General features: G+C 47.2%; 20 protein-coding genes. 2 read left to right on the forward strand and 18 right to left on the reverse strand.

From position 1 onward, the window contains the following. From WCK19_RS00005 to WCK19_RS00065, 13 genes are all read right to left on the reverse strand, one after another. Window positions 1-542, reverse strand: a 542-nt coding sequence (locus WCK19_RS00005; RefSeq protein ID WP_342395281.1) for an FHA domain-containing protein, incomplete at its 3' end; no start/stop codon positions are given. A gap of 187 nt (window positions 543-729) precedes the next feature. Further along, entirely contained in the window at window positions 730-1,245 is a 516-nt protein-coding gene (locus tag WCK19_RS00010; protein ID WP_342395282.1) for an adenylyltransferase/cytidyltransferase family protein, read from the reverse strand. 1 nt (window position 1,246) lies between these two features. Then, window positions 1,247-2,221: a bifunctional ADP-heptose synthase gene (locus tag WCK19_RS00015; RefSeq protein ID WP_342395283.1), complete on the reverse strand. Its 975-nt coding sequence runs from the start codon at window positions 2,219-2,221 to the stop codon at window positions 1,247-1,249. A gap of 39 nt (window positions 2,222-2,260) precedes the next feature. Next, the gene (locus WCK19_RS00020) at window positions 2,261-3,283 is read right to left on the reverse strand and encodes a hypothetical protein (RefSeq protein ID WP_342395284.1); all 1,023 of its coding nucleotides are present in this window, start codon (window positions 3,281-3,283) and stop codon (window positions 2,261-2,263) included. Window positions 3,284-3,293: 10 nt separating this feature from the next. Further along, window positions 3,294-4,040: a WecB/TagA/CpsF family glycosyltransferase gene (locus WCK19_RS00025; protein WP_342395285.1), complete on the reverse strand. Its 747-nt coding sequence runs from the start codon at window positions 4,038-4,040 to the stop codon at window positions 3,294-3,296. Further along, on the reverse strand, window positions 4,041-5,744 hold the full coding sequence (ilvD, locus tag WCK19_RS00030; protein WP_342395286.1) for a dihydroxy-acid dehydratase: 1,704 nt from the start codon (window positions 5,742-5,744) through the stop codon (window positions 4,041-4,043). Between the two features lie 132 nt (window positions 5,745-5,876). Continuing rightward, window positions 5,877-6,272 (reverse strand): hypothetical protein, encoded by a 396-nt coding sequence (locus tag WCK19_RS00035; RefSeq protein ID WP_342395287.1) that lies wholly within the window; start codon window positions 6,270-6,272, stop codon window positions 5,877-5,879. 150 nt (window positions 6,273-6,422) lie between these two features. Then, entirely contained in the window at window positions 6,423-8,768 is a 2,346-nt protein-coding gene (locus WCK19_RS00040) for a trehalase family glycosidase (protein ID WP_342395288.1), read from the reverse strand. A 9-nt stretch (window positions 8,769-8,777) separates the two neighbouring features. Continuing rightward, complete coding sequence (recR, locus tag WCK19_RS00045) at window positions 8,778-9,383, reverse strand: recombination mediator RecR (protein ID WP_342395289.1); 606 nt, start codon at window positions 9,381-9,383, stop codon at window positions 8,778-8,780. Between the two features lie 112 nt (window positions 9,384-9,495). Beyond that, the gene (locus WCK19_RS00050; protein ID WP_342395290.1) at window positions 9,496-10,278 is read right to left on the reverse strand and encodes an ABC transporter permease subunit; all 783 of its coding nucleotides are present in this window, start codon (window positions 10,276-10,278) and stop codon (window positions 9,496-9,498) included. Next, window positions 10,275-11,237 carry an ABC transporter ATP-binding protein gene (locus WCK19_RS00055; protein WP_342395291.1) on the reverse strand — a complete coding sequence of 321 codons (963 nt, stop codon included), beginning with the start codon at window positions 11,235-11,237 and terminating at the stop codon, window positions 10,275-10,277. The genes WCK19_RS00050 and WCK19_RS00055 overlap by 4 nt, the downstream gene beginning before the upstream one ends. A 2-nt stretch (window positions 11,238-11,239) precedes the next feature. Beyond that, on the reverse strand, window positions 11,240-11,458 hold the full coding sequence (locus WCK19_RS00060; protein WP_342395292.1) for a PLD nuclease N-terminal domain-containing protein: 219 nt from the start codon (window positions 11,456-11,458) through the stop codon (window positions 11,240-11,242). A gap of 21 nt (window positions 11,459-11,479) precedes the next feature. Continuing rightward, entirely contained in the window at window positions 11,480-12,049 is a 570-nt protein-coding gene (locus tag WCK19_RS00065) for a helix-turn-helix domain-containing protein (protein ID WP_342395293.1), read from the reverse strand. 172 nt (window positions 12,050-12,221) lie between these two features. Between WCK19_RS00065 and WCK19_RS00070 the strand changes: the two genes are divergently transcribed. Beyond that, the gene (locus WCK19_RS00070; protein ID WP_342395294.1) at window positions 12,222-12,905 is read left to right on the forward strand and encodes a GNAT family N-acetyltransferase; all 684 of its coding nucleotides are present in this window, start codon (window positions 12,222-12,224) and stop codon (window positions 12,903-12,905) included. An 11-nt stretch (window positions 12,906-12,916) separates the two neighbouring features. Beyond that, window positions 12,917-13,936 carry an alpha/beta hydrolase family protein gene (locus WCK19_RS00075; RefSeq protein ID WP_342395295.1) on the forward strand — a complete coding sequence of 340 codons (1,020 nt, stop codon included), beginning with the start codon at window positions 12,917-12,919 and terminating at the stop codon, window positions 13,934-13,936. Between the two features lie 10 nt (window positions 13,937-13,946). Here WCK19_RS00075 and WCK19_RS00080 read toward each other — a convergent pair whose 3' ends face one another. From WCK19_RS00080 to WCK19_RS00100, 5 genes are all read right to left on the reverse strand, one after another. After that, window positions 13,947-14,894, reverse strand: coding sequence for an HD domain-containing protein (locus WCK19_RS00080; protein ID WP_342395296.1), 948 nt, complete (start codon window positions 14,892-14,894; stop codon window positions 13,947-13,949). 136 nt (window positions 14,895-15,030) lie between these two features. Next, window positions 15,031-15,333 carry a helix-turn-helix domain-containing protein gene (locus WCK19_RS00085; RefSeq protein WP_342395297.1) on the reverse strand — a complete coding sequence of 101 codons (303 nt, stop codon included), beginning with the start codon at window positions 15,331-15,333 and terminating at the stop codon, window positions 15,031-15,033. Window positions 15,334-15,349: 16 nt separating this feature from the next. Next, window positions 15,350-16,219, reverse strand: a complete 870-nt coding sequence (locus tag WCK19_RS00090) for a hypothetical protein (protein ID WP_342395298.1) — start codon at window positions 16,217-16,219, stop codon at window positions 15,350-15,352. Between the two features lie 34 nt (window positions 16,220-16,253). Continuing rightward, on the reverse strand, window positions 16,254-17,597 hold the full coding sequence (locus WCK19_RS00095) for a hypothetical protein (RefSeq protein ID WP_342395299.1): 1,344 nt from the start codon (window positions 17,595-17,597) through the stop codon (window positions 16,254-16,256). A gap of 374 nt (window positions 17,598-17,971) precedes the next feature. Next, entirely contained in the window at window positions 17,972-18,532 is a 561-nt protein-coding gene (locus WCK19_RS00100) for a hypothetical protein (protein WP_342395300.1), read from the reverse strand. Window positions 18,533-18,550 lie beyond the last annotated feature (18 nt).

Here is an 18,550-nt window from a genome sequence, read left to right on the forward strand (position 1 = left end):
GGTTGGGCAGGTGGTACCGCCTGACCGTAACCGCCACCATATTGCTGCTGTGCTGGCTGCTCGTAGCCTCCGTATGCCGGTTGCACAGGAGGGGTATAAGCTCCGTAATCGGAGACAGGAGAGACTGGGGCAGCAGGTGCGCCATAATCCGGTTGGGGGGCGGCTGGCACAGAATAAGGGGCGTTATAATCTTGTGCTGGAGCGGGGGGAGGAGCAGGTTGCTCGTAACCGCTTGGAATGGTGCTGGCTCCGCTTTGCCCATCCACAAGTTTTAGCACAGTAGTGCCTATTTGCAAAGTATCTCCGGGTTTTAACAACTGAGGCGAACTAACCCGTGTACCGTTAACGAAAGTACCGTTTGCAGAATTGTTATCGGTTACTAATAGACCGTTTGCAGTCACCTCCAAGTCGGCATGCCGCCGGGAAGCCTGTTCATCGCTAATTACCACATCATTTACAGACTGACGACCTAGAGATAATTTGCCGGGTCTCAGGTCATATGTGCGTCCAGGCTCAGCACCGCTCTGCACTACCAATTGCATAGGTAATAACCTACCTTTCTTAGTTCTTAACTATGGCGCGTTGGCGGGTGAAAGTTATTCCTTTGTCCAAGAACCTAACCGCCAGAATAAAGCTGGATATTAATATTATACAAATTGAAATTGTAATAATGCCCTTTAGTGAAAAGTACAGCGAATTCATTATACAAATACTTTTATTATCAATCAATTACTTGGCATGAAAGACAGTTAGTATTTTCTCAATCAATTCAGTGGTAGAATAACCTTTTATGTAAGGAATCAACTCTATCTCGCCACCATAGGACTTAACGGTTTTTTCTTCCATCAACGGTTTGGCGCCCGGTTTGGATTCTGAAAGGTTAGAAAGGGTATAATCCCCACCTTTTACATAAAGCGCAGGCTTAAGCAGAGTAAGGGTTTCATCTGCGCTTATTTCTTCAAAAATAGTAACATAATCCACACAGCGCAGAGAAAGCAACATTTCAGCGCGGTCTTGCTCTGGCATAAGTGGGCGAAGAGTGCCTTTCAACTTGCGGGTAGAGCTATCGCTGTTTACGCCCACCACTAGCAAATCGCCCATATTGCGAGCATCGCTCAAACAACGCACATGTCCAACGTGCATCAAATCAAAAACGCCATTTGTAAAAATCAGACGCTTGCCTTGTTTGCGGCAGATTTCACCAAATTCCGCCAGCTTTTCACGCTTTAATATTCGCTCGTTCATCTTAACCCCGCAACTTGCCTAATTCTTCATCCAAATCACGACGATAGATTGTAGCATTACCGAGTTTTTGAATCACAACCTGACCAGCAGAATTTGCCAAGTGTGTCGCATCCTGTAATGGAATTTTAGCCACCCACGCCAACGCCAACACAGCAATCACCGCATCTCCTGCGCCTGTGACATCAAAAACTTCACTGGGTGCAGCTACAGGAGTGTGAAAATACTGTCCGCTCGCATCCACTACCGATATACCATCAGCGCCGCGAGTGATTACTACCACCTGTGCCTGTAATTCGCTGCAAAGACGCTTCATCGCTTCTGCAAAGATGCTTTCATTTTCTAGCGTAAAACCAAGATAGGCTTCTGCTTCCTGTAAATTGCATTTAATCAGGGTACAACGCCGAAAACTGCTCAAATCTCCCTGAGAGTCAACGATGATGGGAGTGTTATACTCTACTGCTACCTCCAACGCCGCCGAGATAACTCTTTCCTGTACTACCCCACATTTATAATCTGAAAACAAAATTGCATCAACCTTCGGAGTAATGCGTCGTAGGTAATCTATCAACTGTCGCTCTACCTCACCGCTAATTGGAGTACGAACGGCATGGTCTATACGAGCGACTTGCTGTGGAAAGATATGGTCTCCTTCGGCAATTACTCTTAATTTATTGGTGGTAGGACGTGCAGCGTCAACTACACACCCGGCAATGTCAACCCCCCTTGAACTGAGAGCTTCCAGCAACTCACTTCCGGGCGAGTCGTCACCGATTACACCTAACTGGTATGCCTTGCCTCCAAGCGCAACCACATTACAAGCGGGAGCGGTTGCCCCTCCCGGCACAATACGGCGACTGCGGTATTCCAACACCACAATGGGGGCTTCCCGCGAAATACGGCTAGGCTTACCCATAATATATTCATCGTGGTAGAGGTCTCCTACCACCACTACGCTTTTACCCTCAAAAAGGGGCAAGTAACTCCTAAGACGTTCTGAAATAGTCATATTTTATTTTTATCGACTAAGACGCATCCACGACAAAGCCAAAGCTACAAACCAAAAAATAGGCACCGCCAAATTAGCGCCCTGAAACATCTGCCCGAATGCCGCTATTGCCGAACCGAGCAAATCCATAAGCGGTGGAAAACCCCCATTGCTGTAATTTATGAAAATGCGTGCGCCCAACACTACAAAGGTAAAGAATATGCCTAGCAGCACGCTCCCAACCGCAATAAACTGCATGCCGCGCCCACGTTTATCCCCAGTAACCCGTGAAATCGCTTCACTCACCACTAATGACAGAAATATTTCCGGGAAAAGATGGATTGAACCAATAAAAGAGAGCGTGACTAATTGCGCCAACACATTAGGCTCCCCGCTTATTGTGGTAGAAAACCAGTCTGACTCGGCTACAAAAGCAGGTACACCCCTGAATGTATTGCCCAGTAGAAAACCCCACACCAGCGCAGAGACTAACGCCGCCCCAATTGCCGCCAGCATTGCCAGCACATAGTGACGTGGACGAAGGGATTCATGCCGATTGTCGCGCTTCCAATAAGTGCGGAATCCGGTATCACGTGGTTTGGATTGTGCCTGTGCGTTTCCAGCCACACCAACTGTTGGCACGGGAGTTCGGGCGCAATCCGGGCAGCGTACGCCAACTGGGGTATAAACCATACAGCGCGGACAAATAGGTGTGCCGCAACGCCCGCATTTCAAGCCTGTTTCTATTGCGGGATGGCGTTTGCAGAAAGTGGTATCTACGTTGATTTCAATTACAGGTCGTGTAGCTTGCGGCGGAGGTTCGTTGGCAGTTCCGGCAAATTGGGGTGAAGGTGCAGCCCCATTAAGTTTTGCCTTGAAAGAGACGTAGCCCGAATCAATTTTTGCCATACACTCCCGGCAACGCACCCCTTCCGCAATTAAAGTCATCTCGCGGGTTAATACTGCTTTGCCACACTCACCGCATTTAAGATAAATACGGTCTTCAGGGTTCGGATTGCTATCTATTTCATTTCGATGTGATGTTGACACCATTTACTCCAGACTAACGTAACCGCTGACGGGCTGCTTCCAGCAATACCGCTGCACCAAAATAAGGCACAGCCACTAAAATACGCCGCCAGCGCCGGGGTTCTCGCACTAGGCGATATAGCCATTCCAAACCGATGCGCCTAACCCATAACGGGGCAAGCTGAGCGCGTCCTGAAATGTAATCAAAAACGCCGCCTACGCCGATTGAGAGAGCCGCACCGCTCTTAGTTAAGTTACGTGCAGCCCAGTAATCTTGTTTCAGCATTCCATAAGCAACCAATACAACATGTGGTTGCGCCTCATGAACTTTTTCCAGCGTCTCGGAATCGCCTTCTGGAGCAGCGTTTCCAGCAAAACACCCGGCGATTTTCACGCCCGGATACTGTTTGCGAAGGGACTCGGCAGCCGCTTCCGCCACTCCCTCAGCCGCACCTAACAGAAACAAGCTCAAATCGCTTTCCGCGCTACGCTTTGCCAACGCATGCACCAAAGCCACGCCTGTCACCCTGCTTCGGAAAGGCTGTCGTAGCAATCGCCCGGCGTAAATAAGCCCAACCCCATCAGGTGTTACCAGCGCCGCAGAGTTGACCAATTTCCGAAAAGAAGAATTGCGCCGCGCTGCCATAACATATTCTGGGTTTGCAGTGACAATGAGGCGAGCGGGTGAGACTTTTTCATGCGCCCACCCTTCGATGAGCGCGACCGCGTCGTCCAATGTCACATCGTCAACCCGCACTCCCAGAATATTGTGCGATTCCATCTAATCGGTGATTGCGCCTTCCGCCGCCGAACGCACCAGTTTGGCGTATTTCGACAGTACACCGCGAGTGTAGCGTGGTACTGGAGCAGTCCAACCCTCAAGCCGTTTCGCCAGTTCCTCCTCCGAAACTTCCAGATTCAATGAGTAGGTATCGGCATTAATCTCGATAATATCGCCGTTTTGCACCAGTCCGATTGGACCACCTAGCGCGGCTTCCGGCGCAATATGACCGACTACCATGCCGTGTGTACCGCCGCTAAAACGCCCATCAGTAATTAATCCCACCGAGTCGCCAAGACCTTTACCCATAATCGCGCTGGTTACTGCCAACATTTCGCGCATGCCGGGACCGCCTTTTGGTCCTTCGTAACGAATCACTACCACATCACCAGCCTTAACCTGATCCTCCATAATCGCTTTGAAGCAATCCTCCTCGCAATCAAAGACTATAGCAGGTCCTCGATGGATGGTTTCTTTCAGCCCGGCAATCTTGCAAACCGCGCCTTCCGGTGAGAGGTTGCCCTTAAGAATAACTAACGGACCGGTCGCACGTAACGGGTTATCCAAAGGCATAACTACAGTCTGGTTAAGCGCGAGGTCGGGTGCCTGTTCGAGGTTCTCGGCAAGAGTCTTGCCCGATACGGTCATTGCATCGCCATGTAGCAAGCCCGCTTTCAGCAGAACTTTTAGTACCGCTTGCACACCGCCCACTCGGTCGAGGTCAACCATTACATACTTTCCACCCGGTTTGAGGTCGGCAAGGTGAGGCACACGTTGGCTAATACGGTCAAAGTCTTCCATGCTCAAATCTACGTCAATTTGGCGAGCAATCGCGATGAGGTGCAACACCGCGTTAGTAGAACCGCCCAATGCCATTACCAGCGTTATAGCGTTCTCGAAGGCATCCTTAGTTAGAATATCTTTTGGTCTCAGGTTCAATTCAAGAAGTTTAACCAGCGCTTGTCCCGCTTCAAAGCACTCTCTCTCCTTGCGGCTACTAACAGCAGGCATAGAACTGCTGCCCGGCAAGCTCATTCCTAAAGCTTCAAATGCGCTCGCCATTGTATTGGCAGTGTACATACCACCGCAACTACCCGCGCCGGGAATAGCGTTATCTTCTACATCCTTAAGTTGTTCAAGCGAGATTGTACCTGCGCCGTATTGCCCTACCGCTTCAAAAACGCTTACAATGTCAACATCGCGCCCGCCGCAAGTACCCGGCATAATCGTACCACCGTAAACAAAAATGCTAGGAATATTCAGACGCGCCAACGCCATAAGGCAGCCCGGCATATTTTTGTCGCAACCCCCAATAGCAATTACCCCATCATAGCGCATGGCGTTAGACACTAATTCGATGCTATCGGCAATAACTTCACGGCTAGGCAGCGAATACTTCATGCCTTCGTGACCCATTGAGATTCCATCGCTTACGGTAATTGTATTGAAAATCTGGGGCACTCCGCCACCGGTACGTACACCTTCCTTGACCTTTTCAGCAAGTTTATTGATGTGGTAGTTGCAGGGGGTAATTTCCGCCCACGTGCTGGCAACGCCAATCATCGGCTTGGTAAAATCTTCATCGGTAAAACCCACCGCCCGCAGCATAGAGCGGTTTGGGGAACGTTCAAGCCCATCTGTAGTCATACCGCTGCGTATTTTAAGACTTCTTTTGTTGTTACCGTTGGTCTTTTTCTCTTCCATCACTCCTCAGCCTTTCTCAGAAATGTGCAAATGCAGGTTGCGAACTTTCAAATTTTACCACAAACCAACCGCGCCCATAAAAACAAAACCCCTCTATCTTATTCAGTAGAGGGGTGAAAAATTCGACAGTAATTATCTTAACTTAGCAATGTCATCATCCAAATAGGAGGTGAAGAAGTAGGTAGGTTGGCAAGTTTCCACCTTTGGTTTGTACTGCCCACGCCACTGAGGTAGTCCACAATTCCACTGACAAACCCATTCCAGCAAAACAGGCACTGAAACGCCGGTACGCCGATTGTAAAGAATCCCGCCTTCGCTTTCAAAACCGGTGCCGGGGCATAGGTTTTTCTCAAAGCTCGCCTGATAATACTCTATCTCATCGGGATTCAAGCCCCACGCCTTGATTTGTTGGACTAACTGCTGCGCTTGCGATTGACGATAGAGCATCTGAAGGGAACGTATATCCATTGGAGTTTCCCCACGCAAAGCAGGGTCGCCAATAAGAATGGTCTCTTCAAAACGGGTCATACTACACCTCCGGCACATTTATATGTTGGCGTGATAACGCCAGAAAATATATTAAAATCAAATCGAGTTTTCTGCATACGAGTATAGCAAAAATAGCCACCCTTCCGGGTGACTTCCGCTACAAAAAACCGGGGCTTGGTTCTTTGTATGCTAAATTATTGAGACATCAATCGAATCGGCATTGACAAGGGCTAACCGAAAAGTGTGATTATTAGCTTGAGGCACTTCGTATAGCAAATTACCGCCGTTATCTTTTATGGCTATTGCCGCCGCTCGTTCACAATAGATTTCAAGCGTGATTTCGAGCTTATTAGCCACAGTATAGCTAAGGGCGACTTTGGCATTTCGGCAGCGCAACGGGCTGATGCGGTAGGTTTTGCCAGCTTGCAATAGTTCGGGAGGCAGACTTGGAGTTAGGCTGAAGCCATGCTCTTCTTCTACAAACCCGACAACATAACGGAACAATAACAGGGAGGTCAGGCAACCCCAACCATAAACCTCTGCGCCACCACCGCCTATAGGTGGTTCTGCGTTCGGCGCGACAATTTGCGTCCAGTATTCGCGGGCATTACCCGGCAACCCTCCGCTATCAACTTCTACATTGGCAGGGTCAGAATCGAGCCAGCGATATACAGGGGCGATGATATTCCAGCTATGACGCGCTGCTAGGTCGGCTCTACCGCTCTGGTGACAAGCCTCAATTAGGCAAAAAGCCACACTAGGCCACATCAAAGGATGAAATACCTGACCGTGTTTAGGCGGATTCTCCAGCGTAGAATAAAGGGCTTGCACTTGCTCAGGGGTGGCAACGCGACACAGCAAAGGTGCTAACTGCATTGTATCCAGCGCCTCGGTAAAGCGGTTCTGACGAGTGTCGAAATCGTGGAACCAGCCGTTATGGAACATACGCTGAGTGGCAAGCGCAAAACTGTCGCCCAATGCTTGCCAACGAGAAGAGTCTTGCCCTAATTCTGCGCCCCATTGTGCCAGCAAACGGCATGCTTGCGCCAACGCCGCCTGTAAATCAACCGGGTAGATGTGCCTAGTGAGCGCCCCGCCGCCGCTAGGGTCATCCGTGATACCGAAACGGGGTGAGTTATCCTGCCCTGCTTCCCAACTACACATATAAAAAGGGCGACCCTGTGCATCCAAACGTTGCGTAATCCAAAAACCGATATAATCCTCAAGGTAGGGGTAAAGCTGCGCCAACCATTTGTGGTCGCCCGTTTTCAAATAAACGAGGTCAACACAGTGAAACGGAAAGCACCATTCGGGAGCAGTTCCGCAGGGTGTGCCATCTGCGGCTATCATGTTGTACGAACCATCTTCGCGGCTACACGGGATGTTAGGTTCGGGCGAGTCGGCGAAAGTACCGAGCAATACTTCTTTAGCGGTTTCCGGGTCGGCGTAGCTCAGAATGAGCATATCCAAAGCGGCTTCTGCCAATACCACGCGGGGTACTTGCAGTTGCATGGCATCCCAGCGGTGACGGTAGATTCCGGCAGGGCGACGCGCAAGAGTACGCAGGGTTTCAGCATCATAAATTACGCCGCGCCGCAAGTAAGGAGACCAATCCCCGCTCAGTTTGGGAGCATTCTCCCAAAATTCGCCATCCTCATTGCGATAATGCTCGGCAATTTCCTGAGCAGCATGCCCATTAACCGCCAGCAACGGCGAAATAATATCAATCGCCTGTTTCTCGCTTTCGCCGCGCCCTACCGCCAACAATAGACGTTTAGCAGGGCTTTGCCCATTCTTGGAGGGAGGCAAATCCAGTTCTATGCGGCTAAGGCTGATACGGCGGTTGCCGCTTGCCGTTGCGGGTTTCCCTTTGCTTAAAGCCTCTCTAACTGATTCAAAATCTGGTAGGTTAGAATAGTTACTTACAGGTGGCGCATTTTCAGAATCCAAAGAAGTTACCGCTAAATGAAATTGCGTGCCTTCTTGATAAACACCCAACGTATGCCCGGCAAGTACCCGGCTATTTTCTCCAGCATAATCGGGATTCTCATACGAACGCGCATACATTCCGCTTTCCCATGTAAAGCCCTGCCCCAAATTGCGCTCGTAATCCAGTACAGCCAGCACCCCGATGTTGCGCCGAACTGAACTTAGATTGTGGATTGATAAATCGCATAGCAATGCGTTGCCACCTTCAGGGTCGCCCACAAAAAACCCGGCATTACCGCTGATTTCTCCTACCTGAAAATCAAAGCGCAGTATGCTCTTGCTGTGATAACCGCTCTTTAGTCGGACACCGCCACGTTTGAAATCGCCACTGTCCAGCAACATCGTCCCATCTTCTAGAGCCAAACCGATTTGTAAATGGCAGGTGTAAACGAATTTGAGGTTGTAAGCAGCGGCATAGCTTGGATAGCGCCAGCCCATCCCGATAGCAGGGCGTGAACGCAGCACCCCACCCGGACCCGGGATTTTCCAAGCATGCGCGGGGTTATCGAGATAACCGTGTGGGGTGTATTCATCTTGTGGAAACATAATTTCCCCCTAAATTGTTCTGCGCCCTTTTAGCGCATTGGAAAGGGTAATTTCATCGGCATATTCTAGGTCGCCACCTGCGGGCAAGCCTGTTGCCAATTGTGTAAGATGAACCCCAGTTGTCACAAGTTGGCGATGCAAGTAATGGGCGGTGGGGCGACTTTCTACGCTAGGATTCAACGCCAGAATCACTTCTTTGATTTCGCCCGTATTCAATTTCACCCGATTGATTAGCTCCCGTATACGCAAGTCTTCAGGACCTACGTTGTTTAACGGATCAATATGCCCATGCAGGATATGGTACATCCCGCTAAACTCATGCGTTTTCTCGATAGCCAGCACATCCAACGGGTCTTCCACCACGCACAGCACGCTGCGGTCACGTTCTTTGCTGCTACAGACGGTGCATAGTTCGCCATCGCTGAGGTTGTAACATACCGAGCAATAGGTAACATGTTCCTTGACATCGCGTATAGCGCGAGCCAATGCTTCGGCATCGTCTTTCGGTTCGCGCAAAATATAAAAAGCGAGCCGAGAAGCGGTTTTAGGTCCGATAGTGGGTAATTTGTTCAATTCATCTATCAGACGGGTAATCGGTTCAGGCAAAATTTTCATCAACAAATCCCTTTGAAGAAACCAGATAAAGATTAACTCAGGCTCATATCTGCTATTTTAGCATCAAGCGCCACAAAGGGAAAAGAGCGTATCCGCTTACTTTGAGGCTGCTTTAAATCTCGCGGCGTTCTGAAGCAAAGCAAGCCATCCCCAGAACCAACCCTGTTAAAGCTATACCAACCAAATTTGGCAGAAATAGATCAGAAAGTGGCGCAACTCCGGTCATCAATTCCCTGCCAAATGTGGGGTCAAATACAGCCTGCGGGGAATATTTTTGATAGCTTGGCAAAAATTGTATGACAGTGGTAAAAACTAACACTGCCAACAAACTGATGCCCCCCGCTGCAATCCCGCTTTTGAAAAGACTACTGGCAAGTATTATTATTGCAAGGAGAAAAGCCTCGAATATTATCATTGTCAGATTCAACATCAAATAATTACCGAATTGAAAAGCGCTATCAAACAGTAATATTGTGTAATAGCCTGATACCAATGCGCTTACCAGTGTTGCGCTTACCACTACCGCCAAGTATGTAAAGTATTTTGTTAGGATTACGCTGGTGCGACTTACGGGCTTGGTGAGCATAAAAACTAGCGTGCCTCTCTCACGCTCCCCGGCAATAGAACCCATCGCCAGCAAAATCATTACCAGCGCCGGCATAGTAGCCATACTATTGAAAAAAGATAAAATTGCATCGAGGCTGGTTTGTTTTGGAATAATAATTTGCATGCCGCTCATACTACCGCCGGCATTTTTTACTATATCCGGCAAAATTTTAGAAATTACCGGACCTTGCAAACCCGTTATTACAAAAGCCACAAAAGCTATTATCAGTTTATTGGTGCGCCATTGTTCTAGCATTTCTTTTTTTAGCAGTGGTATTGTGGTATTCATGCTTGCTTAACCTCTTCTTTTTGATTTACGACCCTGATAAATATTTCTTCTAAATTTGGTATAGCAGCCTGATAACCCGCCAGATTCAAGTTCATTTCACTAATCATATGTGGGATATATTGCCCGGCTTTATGAACAGCCTGTTCATTTACCAGTTCAAGGTTAACTCGCCCGTATTCGTCCGGGATGGCATATTTGACTTCCGGTAGAGTTTTCAAGCTTTCCGCCAGCTTCAAGGCTTCCGGGTAGCCTCCTTCCAGAGTTATCCAGAGAGCAGGATGGGAATAACGCTCTTTAAGCTCACTTGTAGAGCCTGTCACTATCAGATTGCCTTTATCGAGAATGGCAACATGGTCGCAAACTCTATCTACATCCGTCAACACATGGCTGGACATAAAGACGGTGGTATCTTGCCGAATACGATCCAGCAACAACAACACATCCCGCCTACCAACAGGATCGAGTGCGCTCACAGGTTCATCCAGAAAAACCACTCTCGGACGATTCACTAACGCTTGAGCGATGCCAAGACGTTGGCGCATGCCTCCGCTATAAGTAACAACCTTGCGATTCCCCGCCTCTTCAATGCCCACCAACCGCAATAATTCTTTGGAACGCGCCTTCCGATCTGAAGCGGTCATACCAAAAAGTTCGCCCACCCATTCCAGCAATTCTCGCCCGGTCATCCAGCCGTAATAGTTGGGAGTCTCGGTCAAATATCCGGTAAAGCGTCGACTCTCCGGTGAACCAATTTTCACTTCTACCCCTGCCACATGAGCTTTGCCACCAGAAGGCTTGATTTGACCGGTTAAAATCTTCATCGTAGTGGTTTTTCCCGCTCCGTTAGGTCCAAGAAAACCGAAGACAGTATTTTCCGGGATTTTCAGAAAAAGATTATTAAGTACCACCCGCGAGTTATATTGCTTTGTCAGCCCCTCACATACAATCGCATCACTCATGGCTACTCCATACCTTCTATGCGTGGCTTGCGCCCGGCTAACAGATACACAATCGAGCCTATGGTGCTAATTAACACTATGATAGCCACCCAAATCCACTTGTTTTCGCCCTGTACTTCCCGGCGGTCGCGGCGGATTAAATCTATCAACGCCCAAATCTCCAAAGCCAGCGAGATAAAAACCAGTGGCAAAACTGCCATAATTATTGTGCCTGTATCCATAATTTAAGAGCGGCTGTGAACTCAGTCGCCCAACTCCTTTCCGTTATCAGATTGCTCTAGCGATGGCATCACAATAGCGCTCCAGAAACGGTAGCGCCTTTCCGGCGAGGGTTTGTTCTCAAGTGCCTTTAACAAAAGCTCGGCTATCTGTCTGTTCAAAAGAGCTAATTCTTCATCACTCAGATATAACGGCGCTTTAGTAAAAGACACCCCATCCCTCCCGAAATCAGGCTTTTCAACCGCTTGCAAGTAACGCGAGAAATCGCCGATTAGTGAAATATTGAAAAGCGTAAAAAGCTGGAGTAAATCTTCGCGGGTAGCTTTTTCCAAATCAGCCTGCGTAAAACCCGGCGCTTCCAGATTAAGAGCATAGACTTTTTCAACCGTACCTCGTACCGGACGCTCTTCCGCTACTTTTACCAGCCCACCCTCCAACATACGATTAAGCTGCCGATAAAGTGTGGCGGATGGCACCGAAACCAGTTCATCCGATAGTTCTTGCGGAGTAAGGTTGCGATTATGCAACGCGGTTAATATCCTGATTCTCACCGGATGCAGTATTAATTCTAGCTTTTTATTCAGTTCTTTCAAAAAAACCTCTTTTACTATGCAAGATTTACCGTTCCCATAAATGATTATATTATCATTATTGGTAATATTCAATAATACTTTAGACCTACTTCAGAGGTATGCAGCCGAATAAGACATGTGTTAAACTAAAAAAGGCTCTTGTTGAAATAGTAATTAGCTGCTGAAATACATTATGCCTACACCGCTAACTTACCGGCTACGCGCCGCCGAACTAGATGACCTGCCTTTATGCCTCGAAATTGACAGCGGCTACGTTACTACCCATGTCTGGCAGATGACGGAAAATTTTAACGACCATAATGATTATCAGGAAGAAGCTGATGCACAACCCTCTAAAGCCCGTTCCCAGTTGGTCGGTAAACCTGATAAACGTCAATTGCCTTCTTACAAAGTTGAATTTGTGCCGAGTCGCTTGCCGCGACCATTGGCAATGCCTTCTCCTTGGAGCGACCAATACCTGTTGAGTGAGTGGAAGCGCACCGATTTTCTGCTAGTAGCGGAAGCCTATGATCCGGCACACTCGCCCAAAACAGGAGCAGCACAAACCCATAAGGAATTAATCGGCTATGTAGGTTTGACGGTGGATGGTCCACGCCATATTGCTTGGATTACCAGCGCCAGTATTCAAATGGAGTACCGTCGCAGAGGTATCGGAACTGCCCTTTTCACCGAAGTGCGCCGTTGGGCTGACCGTTACCGCTTGCGCTCCATAATGGTAGAGCTTCAAACCAAAAACTACCCGGCAATTGCTTTTTGCCAGCAACATGGCTTTTTCTTCTGCGGTTACAATAGCTCATACTATGCTAACCGTGAAATTGCTTTATTTTTCGCTGTAAGACTTGAGAAACCCCGTTAGAGATTTTTATTATGATTGAAAAACTTGGATCAGCTTTTGACGAAATTAGTTTCGTAACCCTTACAACCCTGATGCAGGTACAACGACACAAGTTGCACCAGCAGAGTTGTAAGCCTGAAGAATTGGCTAAGCTCGCCGCATGGCGTGGAGTGCCGGTTCAAACCCTTTTTCCTGAGCCGGAAATGCCGCTCATTAGCCGAAAAATCAGCAAGCGCCCTCCCCAGCTTTTTGCGGTAGGGGTTGAATACCAACTAGAGCAACTCAGCTTTCCCAGCCCAATGCCTACCGGAAACCCATCGAATGATATTGTAAAGGCATGGTGGTTATATCAGCCCGGCAGAGAGAAAGTGCCTACCATTGTTTTCGCGCATGGCTGGATGGCTTACGACCCCCATATATGGTTGCGTCTCCCCATAGGATGGGTCGAATTGCTTGGCTATAACGTGTTAATGCTGGAACTGCCTTTCCATATGAGCCGCACCCCACCCGGCGCGCAAAGCGGTGAAATGAGCATAACCGCCGACCTTAAGGCAGGGTTTGAAGGGGCGCGACAGGCAGTTGCCGACATCCGGGCTATCATAAAATGGCTAAGAGGGCGCGGAGTTAAACAAATTGGCTTACTCGGCAAAAGTCTCGGAGGGTTGATGAGCGGGTTGGTACTTGTGGCAGAACCCTCTATTACGTGTGGGGTATTGATTATCCCGGCAGTTAGCGCCAGCGCCTCGCTTTGGCACAGCACCTACACCCGATTGGTGCGTAAAGACTTAGAAAAATTGGGTATTTCGGAGGCACAAACCGAAGAAGCGCTGGCAGCAATTAACCCCGCCAATCATAAACCTGCTATTGATTCACAGCGTATCTTGATTATTGAGGCTATTGCCGACAGGGCTTGTCCGGTTTCCGAAACCGAAAAACTGGCGCAACAGTGGAGCGCTATGATAACCCGCGTGCCGCTTGGGCATATGAGCGCAGGCTTCACGAGCGAAGGCAGACGCGCCGCCCGCGATTTTTTCCTCAAGTGGTTGGCTTGAAAAGCTAATTTTACATGTGGTAAACCGGGATTAGCTTCTCTTCGGTTTCAGCGCTGATACTGGCAACGAGTTCCAGATAATCCTTGATGCTGCTATTCTGGATTTTTTTCTTGAGCAATTCGTCAATCTGGAAAATACCGGCGGAATTGCTCATATTCACTTGAATGTGAATCGGCTTTTCTATACCGGCTTTTAGCTCAACACTCTGAATTGCATACGCCGAAGCGGAGTGAATATTGATGTGTCCCGCCTCGAAAGGTATCCGCGAGCGTCCTTTCGCCATATCCAGCGCGTCCGCCACTTTCACCACTCCCGCTTCGATAGTCAGGCATTTCTGACTACGCGCATGGGCTATTATGGCATGCAGCGCTTCCGATTTAACGATGGTACGATGTTCCACATCATATATCCCATCTAGTAATTCGCGCATTTTACTATCGGCAAGCCACAAGCTATGATGCTCATGCTCTTCGCGATGCACACAAATACCGATGTCGTGCAGTAACGCGCCTAGCGCTACCACCACTTCCGCATCTTCAAAACTCAGATTGTGATGCTGGACGATACCGGGTACAACCCCCGCTTCGTGCAACAGACGTAACATCTTAAGACCGATATTCGCCACAATCTGCACATGCACACGCCCATGGTCGCTGATACCAAGCCTATCAACCGCATTGATATTGGCACAACGCCACATAGTTTGTAGCTCAATATCATGATTGACCCGCTCAAGAATAGCGGTCAGCTTTTCATTGTGGCGCACCGGTATATTGATTCGCGCCAGCGACTTATGGCTAGGTTCAATGGTAGCTTCGACTTCGCTAATCGCAATTAAAGGGGTAATAGCCTCCTCACCATTCGCTACTTTCATTTCAGTCTCATCATCGGTAAAGATGCCATGTTCGCTTAGGGTTTTTTCAATTTCTTCCAGCGTCTTTGTATTTATGTCAAACAATTTATATGTTCCTTTCACTTTCTCTAATTAATGCATCTGAAATATACGTGCAGAAACCGGGGAAAGTTGCAAAGATTAATCCCAGATTAAAACATACAACAGAAGTAGCCACATGCCACAAGTTCGACACAACATTTTAATTATTAAGCTGGGTGGGGACATTCGGGACGTTCAAGGTTTTATTGCCGGAACGTTCAAGGCGTTTAACCAATTGGTGTATGCGCTGTCTGGATACTCCAAACTTTTTGGCTATGGCAGTTTGGGTGTACCCTGCCTCCAGCAACGGTTCGATAAAAAACGAGGCATCGCTCGGTTTTCCTGTTGGTAAATGCGCTACTGCCCTGCACTCAGGGCATTGCCTTGTTCGGCTTGTACCGCCATTGCGGTGATACCACACTTTATCGCAAGTTGGGCATATTCGTTCTTTATATGTTCTCATTGCTGTTGTAACACTTTCACTTATAGCCCTGCCAGATAATCTCCTCCGAAGCCAATAACACGCGCTGGTTCAACGAAACAGATTTCAGAGAATAATTAGTAACAACATTTTTCAGGTTGCCTTGCTCGTTCAGGTCACTACCGTTTTTAACAGTTATCTCTACATTTTTTAGTGCAACAGTGTTGATTTTGAGATTCACCCGATAACGGGGCGTTTGCGATTGCGTGGAACCCCACCCACTAACAGAGGGTTCTGATCCGGTTTGCCCGCTTGCCTGCCCTGCTTTGGGTGTCACCACATAAAGACCGCTACCCACTACCGCCTCAAAATTGTCCTTATCTATGTTGGTGGAAACAAAATTGCCGTAGTGTCCCAATTCTAGACTCACATCCGAAGCTCTCTTATCATTACGATAATAATATTCCACCAGCGTTCTTTTATTGTCAGGTCCAACCGTAACTTCTTTGAATACTACCCAATCATCACGACTCATTGACTGGTACAATTTGGCATTCTGGGAATCTAGATTATAGCCATGAGAAGTATCCCATAATTTTGTGCTAATTCCATTTACCGTAATGATACTATTTGAGTCTTTATATTCCAGCAAACGGTCATTGGTCTGGGTTGCAATCACCGGACGATTATCGCTTGTATCACGGAAAAAAAACATGTTTGTATCACGATATGAGATAGTAATGACACCCATGAAATCATAGGATTGAATCTGGGTGTACTTCACCTGAATTGAAAACCACGAATAAGTCAGATACGCTACTGCCAATCCCAACACAATAAAGTGAATCTGCTTATCCAGCAAGTATGTGATAAAACGCATTATCGGGCTTTTTGCTGACGCTTTTTCTTCCGTTTCTGGTATGCTCAAGCAGACAACTCCTTTCTGGGTTGGTCTAACAATCCTAGTTTTTGGTTTCCTTAATACTAAAAAGTGGAATCCCGAACAAACATAAGAGAGTATAAAATGAACCAACCACAAAGTAGATCAGCATAGGACTCTTTTGATCGCTCAAATCTGACAAGCCTACCAAGGAAGGATAATTAAAAGCATCAAAAGTAGCGCTTATCCAAGCAAACCCTAGATAGGCTGGTACATTAATGATAGCCCAACCCAATGGAATTGACCAAAACAATTTGTAAAAACGCTCTTTTTTAGCAGAGGTGTGCGTTTTTAGCTCCAGCAAAATAAAAGGGATTACCGCTAGAGCGTAAACCTCATTTACAATTTTGGTGAAAGCCAGATAGCCCAGTAATGTCACCACAATAGTAGAGTTAAGAGTCAGATTCATACGGTAGGTATAGGCATAAACTACCAGCATTCCTATTAACAAGAATAGACTTCCAATTGAAGCGGAAAGCGCAGTTGCATAACTTATTGACATGGATTGGGGAGCCCATGCCAACACTAGGTTGAAAATGGATTGCCAACTCAAACCGCTCCCGATGCGTCCCCCATGAAATTCCAGCGTGAAAAGTGTACCTCTTAGATAGGGAAATATAAGCACTCCGGTTGTGATTCCAAAAACCGCAATGTAACGTAATAAACTTATGAAAGTAATATTTTTCCTTAATAGATAAAGTAGAATCGCCGGAAGTATAAACACAGGTACAAATTTTATAACAGTGCCAAGAGCGAAAGAGATTGCAGACAGATCGTAATTTTTACGCTCCAGCGTGTAAACGCCTAACAACATGAAGAAAACCATTATGGGGTCAAACATCCAAATCATCACCATAATGACGTAAGGACTATAGGCATAGCGCTGTGCCACAGCCTTACCGCCCATTTTCCAGAGAAGCGCCATTATACCCACATCTGCCAACATTACCGGGATTTTGAAAATAAAGTAAAAAAACCAAGGAATCTGGCTTATCAATGGGATAAAACCACGACCAAGCACATAGTTTAAATTAGGGTCTAGTAAAGCATAGAATTTGCCGACAGGGTAATACAGATACAAGATGCCGGGAGGGTAAGCGAAGTACTCGTAGTAGGGATAAATTCGCTCGGAACGGGTTTCATAAGAAAGCGTTTGCAGGGTATCATAGGGGGAATGATCGAATTTTATATCGGCGAAAAATGAATACCAAATCTGGGTATCCCAGTAGTGGCTAACAGGCATAAAGACCAACCGCAATAAAACCGGAATTGCAAACCAAAAAGCAATAGACCAACCTTTACCTACTCCGCTAGTAATCCAATTTCGCACAAATGGAGTTGTTTCTGCGGATGCTTTGGAAGACATTTCCGGATCTTTCTATGTAATGGCAAATTATAACTTAGCGACTAGAACGTTAGAAGGGCAGACAAGCAAAGCCTCTACCCTATTAAAGTTTAATCCTTCCTAACAGCTTTTAGCAAGTTCCTACGCTATAATCATACGCTACACTGCCCTTGTGTCTTCATAAATGTGCGAAATACGAGCATCGCGCTAGGCACACTCAAACAAGGATTCCTTTATGTAGCCCAAACCGCTATGAACCGGATATTACCCAACTTGATTAGAATCACAAACAGATGGGCAAATTCAGATGGAATTTAAGTTGTAAGCTTTGCATTAAGGTAAATAAAAACCCTTATCCGCTATGAATAAGGGTCATACTGTTAATAAGTCAGTTTTTAGACTGCTTTTTTGCGCTCGCGTTGCCACACTGAAAAATGATCGGCAAGACGAGTGACATACTCAAGGCTTAAACGTTCCATATATTCCTGAAGCAAACCGGGACCCTTAGACTGGACAAAGCTTCGAGAGAACATCGAAATCATATCCACTTGCTTCGAGTCGAAGCCTAGCGTTAACTGACTGGTGATGCGAGAATTGCCATCATCCTTAGGGGCAACACTCATATCAGCCACAAAAGTACCAGTTACAAAACCACTGGGGATGGGCGCAAAAGGGGTTTCCGGGTTGGTAAATTGGATATTACGAGTTTCCTGATTGAAAACGGGGTCAATATCTACCACCGCATCAATTGAAACTGCCAGCACATTAAAATTTAAGTAGAGTCGCGCCCTCCCGCTATTAGGGCGAAGTTGTATCTTGGTAACATTTGGTACATGTTTCAAAAGAATACGGACATCGCTAAGGTATTCGTATATCAAATCAGCGTTGGCATTAATCGAATAATTCTTTTTAACCACGCCCTTTAAGACTAGTTTTGATAAATCAATTTTCTGCATTTAACCAGTTATCTCCTA

The sequence above is a fragment of the Candidatus Chlorohelix sp. genome (assembly GCF_037138995.1).
GTDB lineage: Bacteria > Chloroflexota > Chloroflexia > Chloroheliales > Chloroheliaceae > Chlorohelix.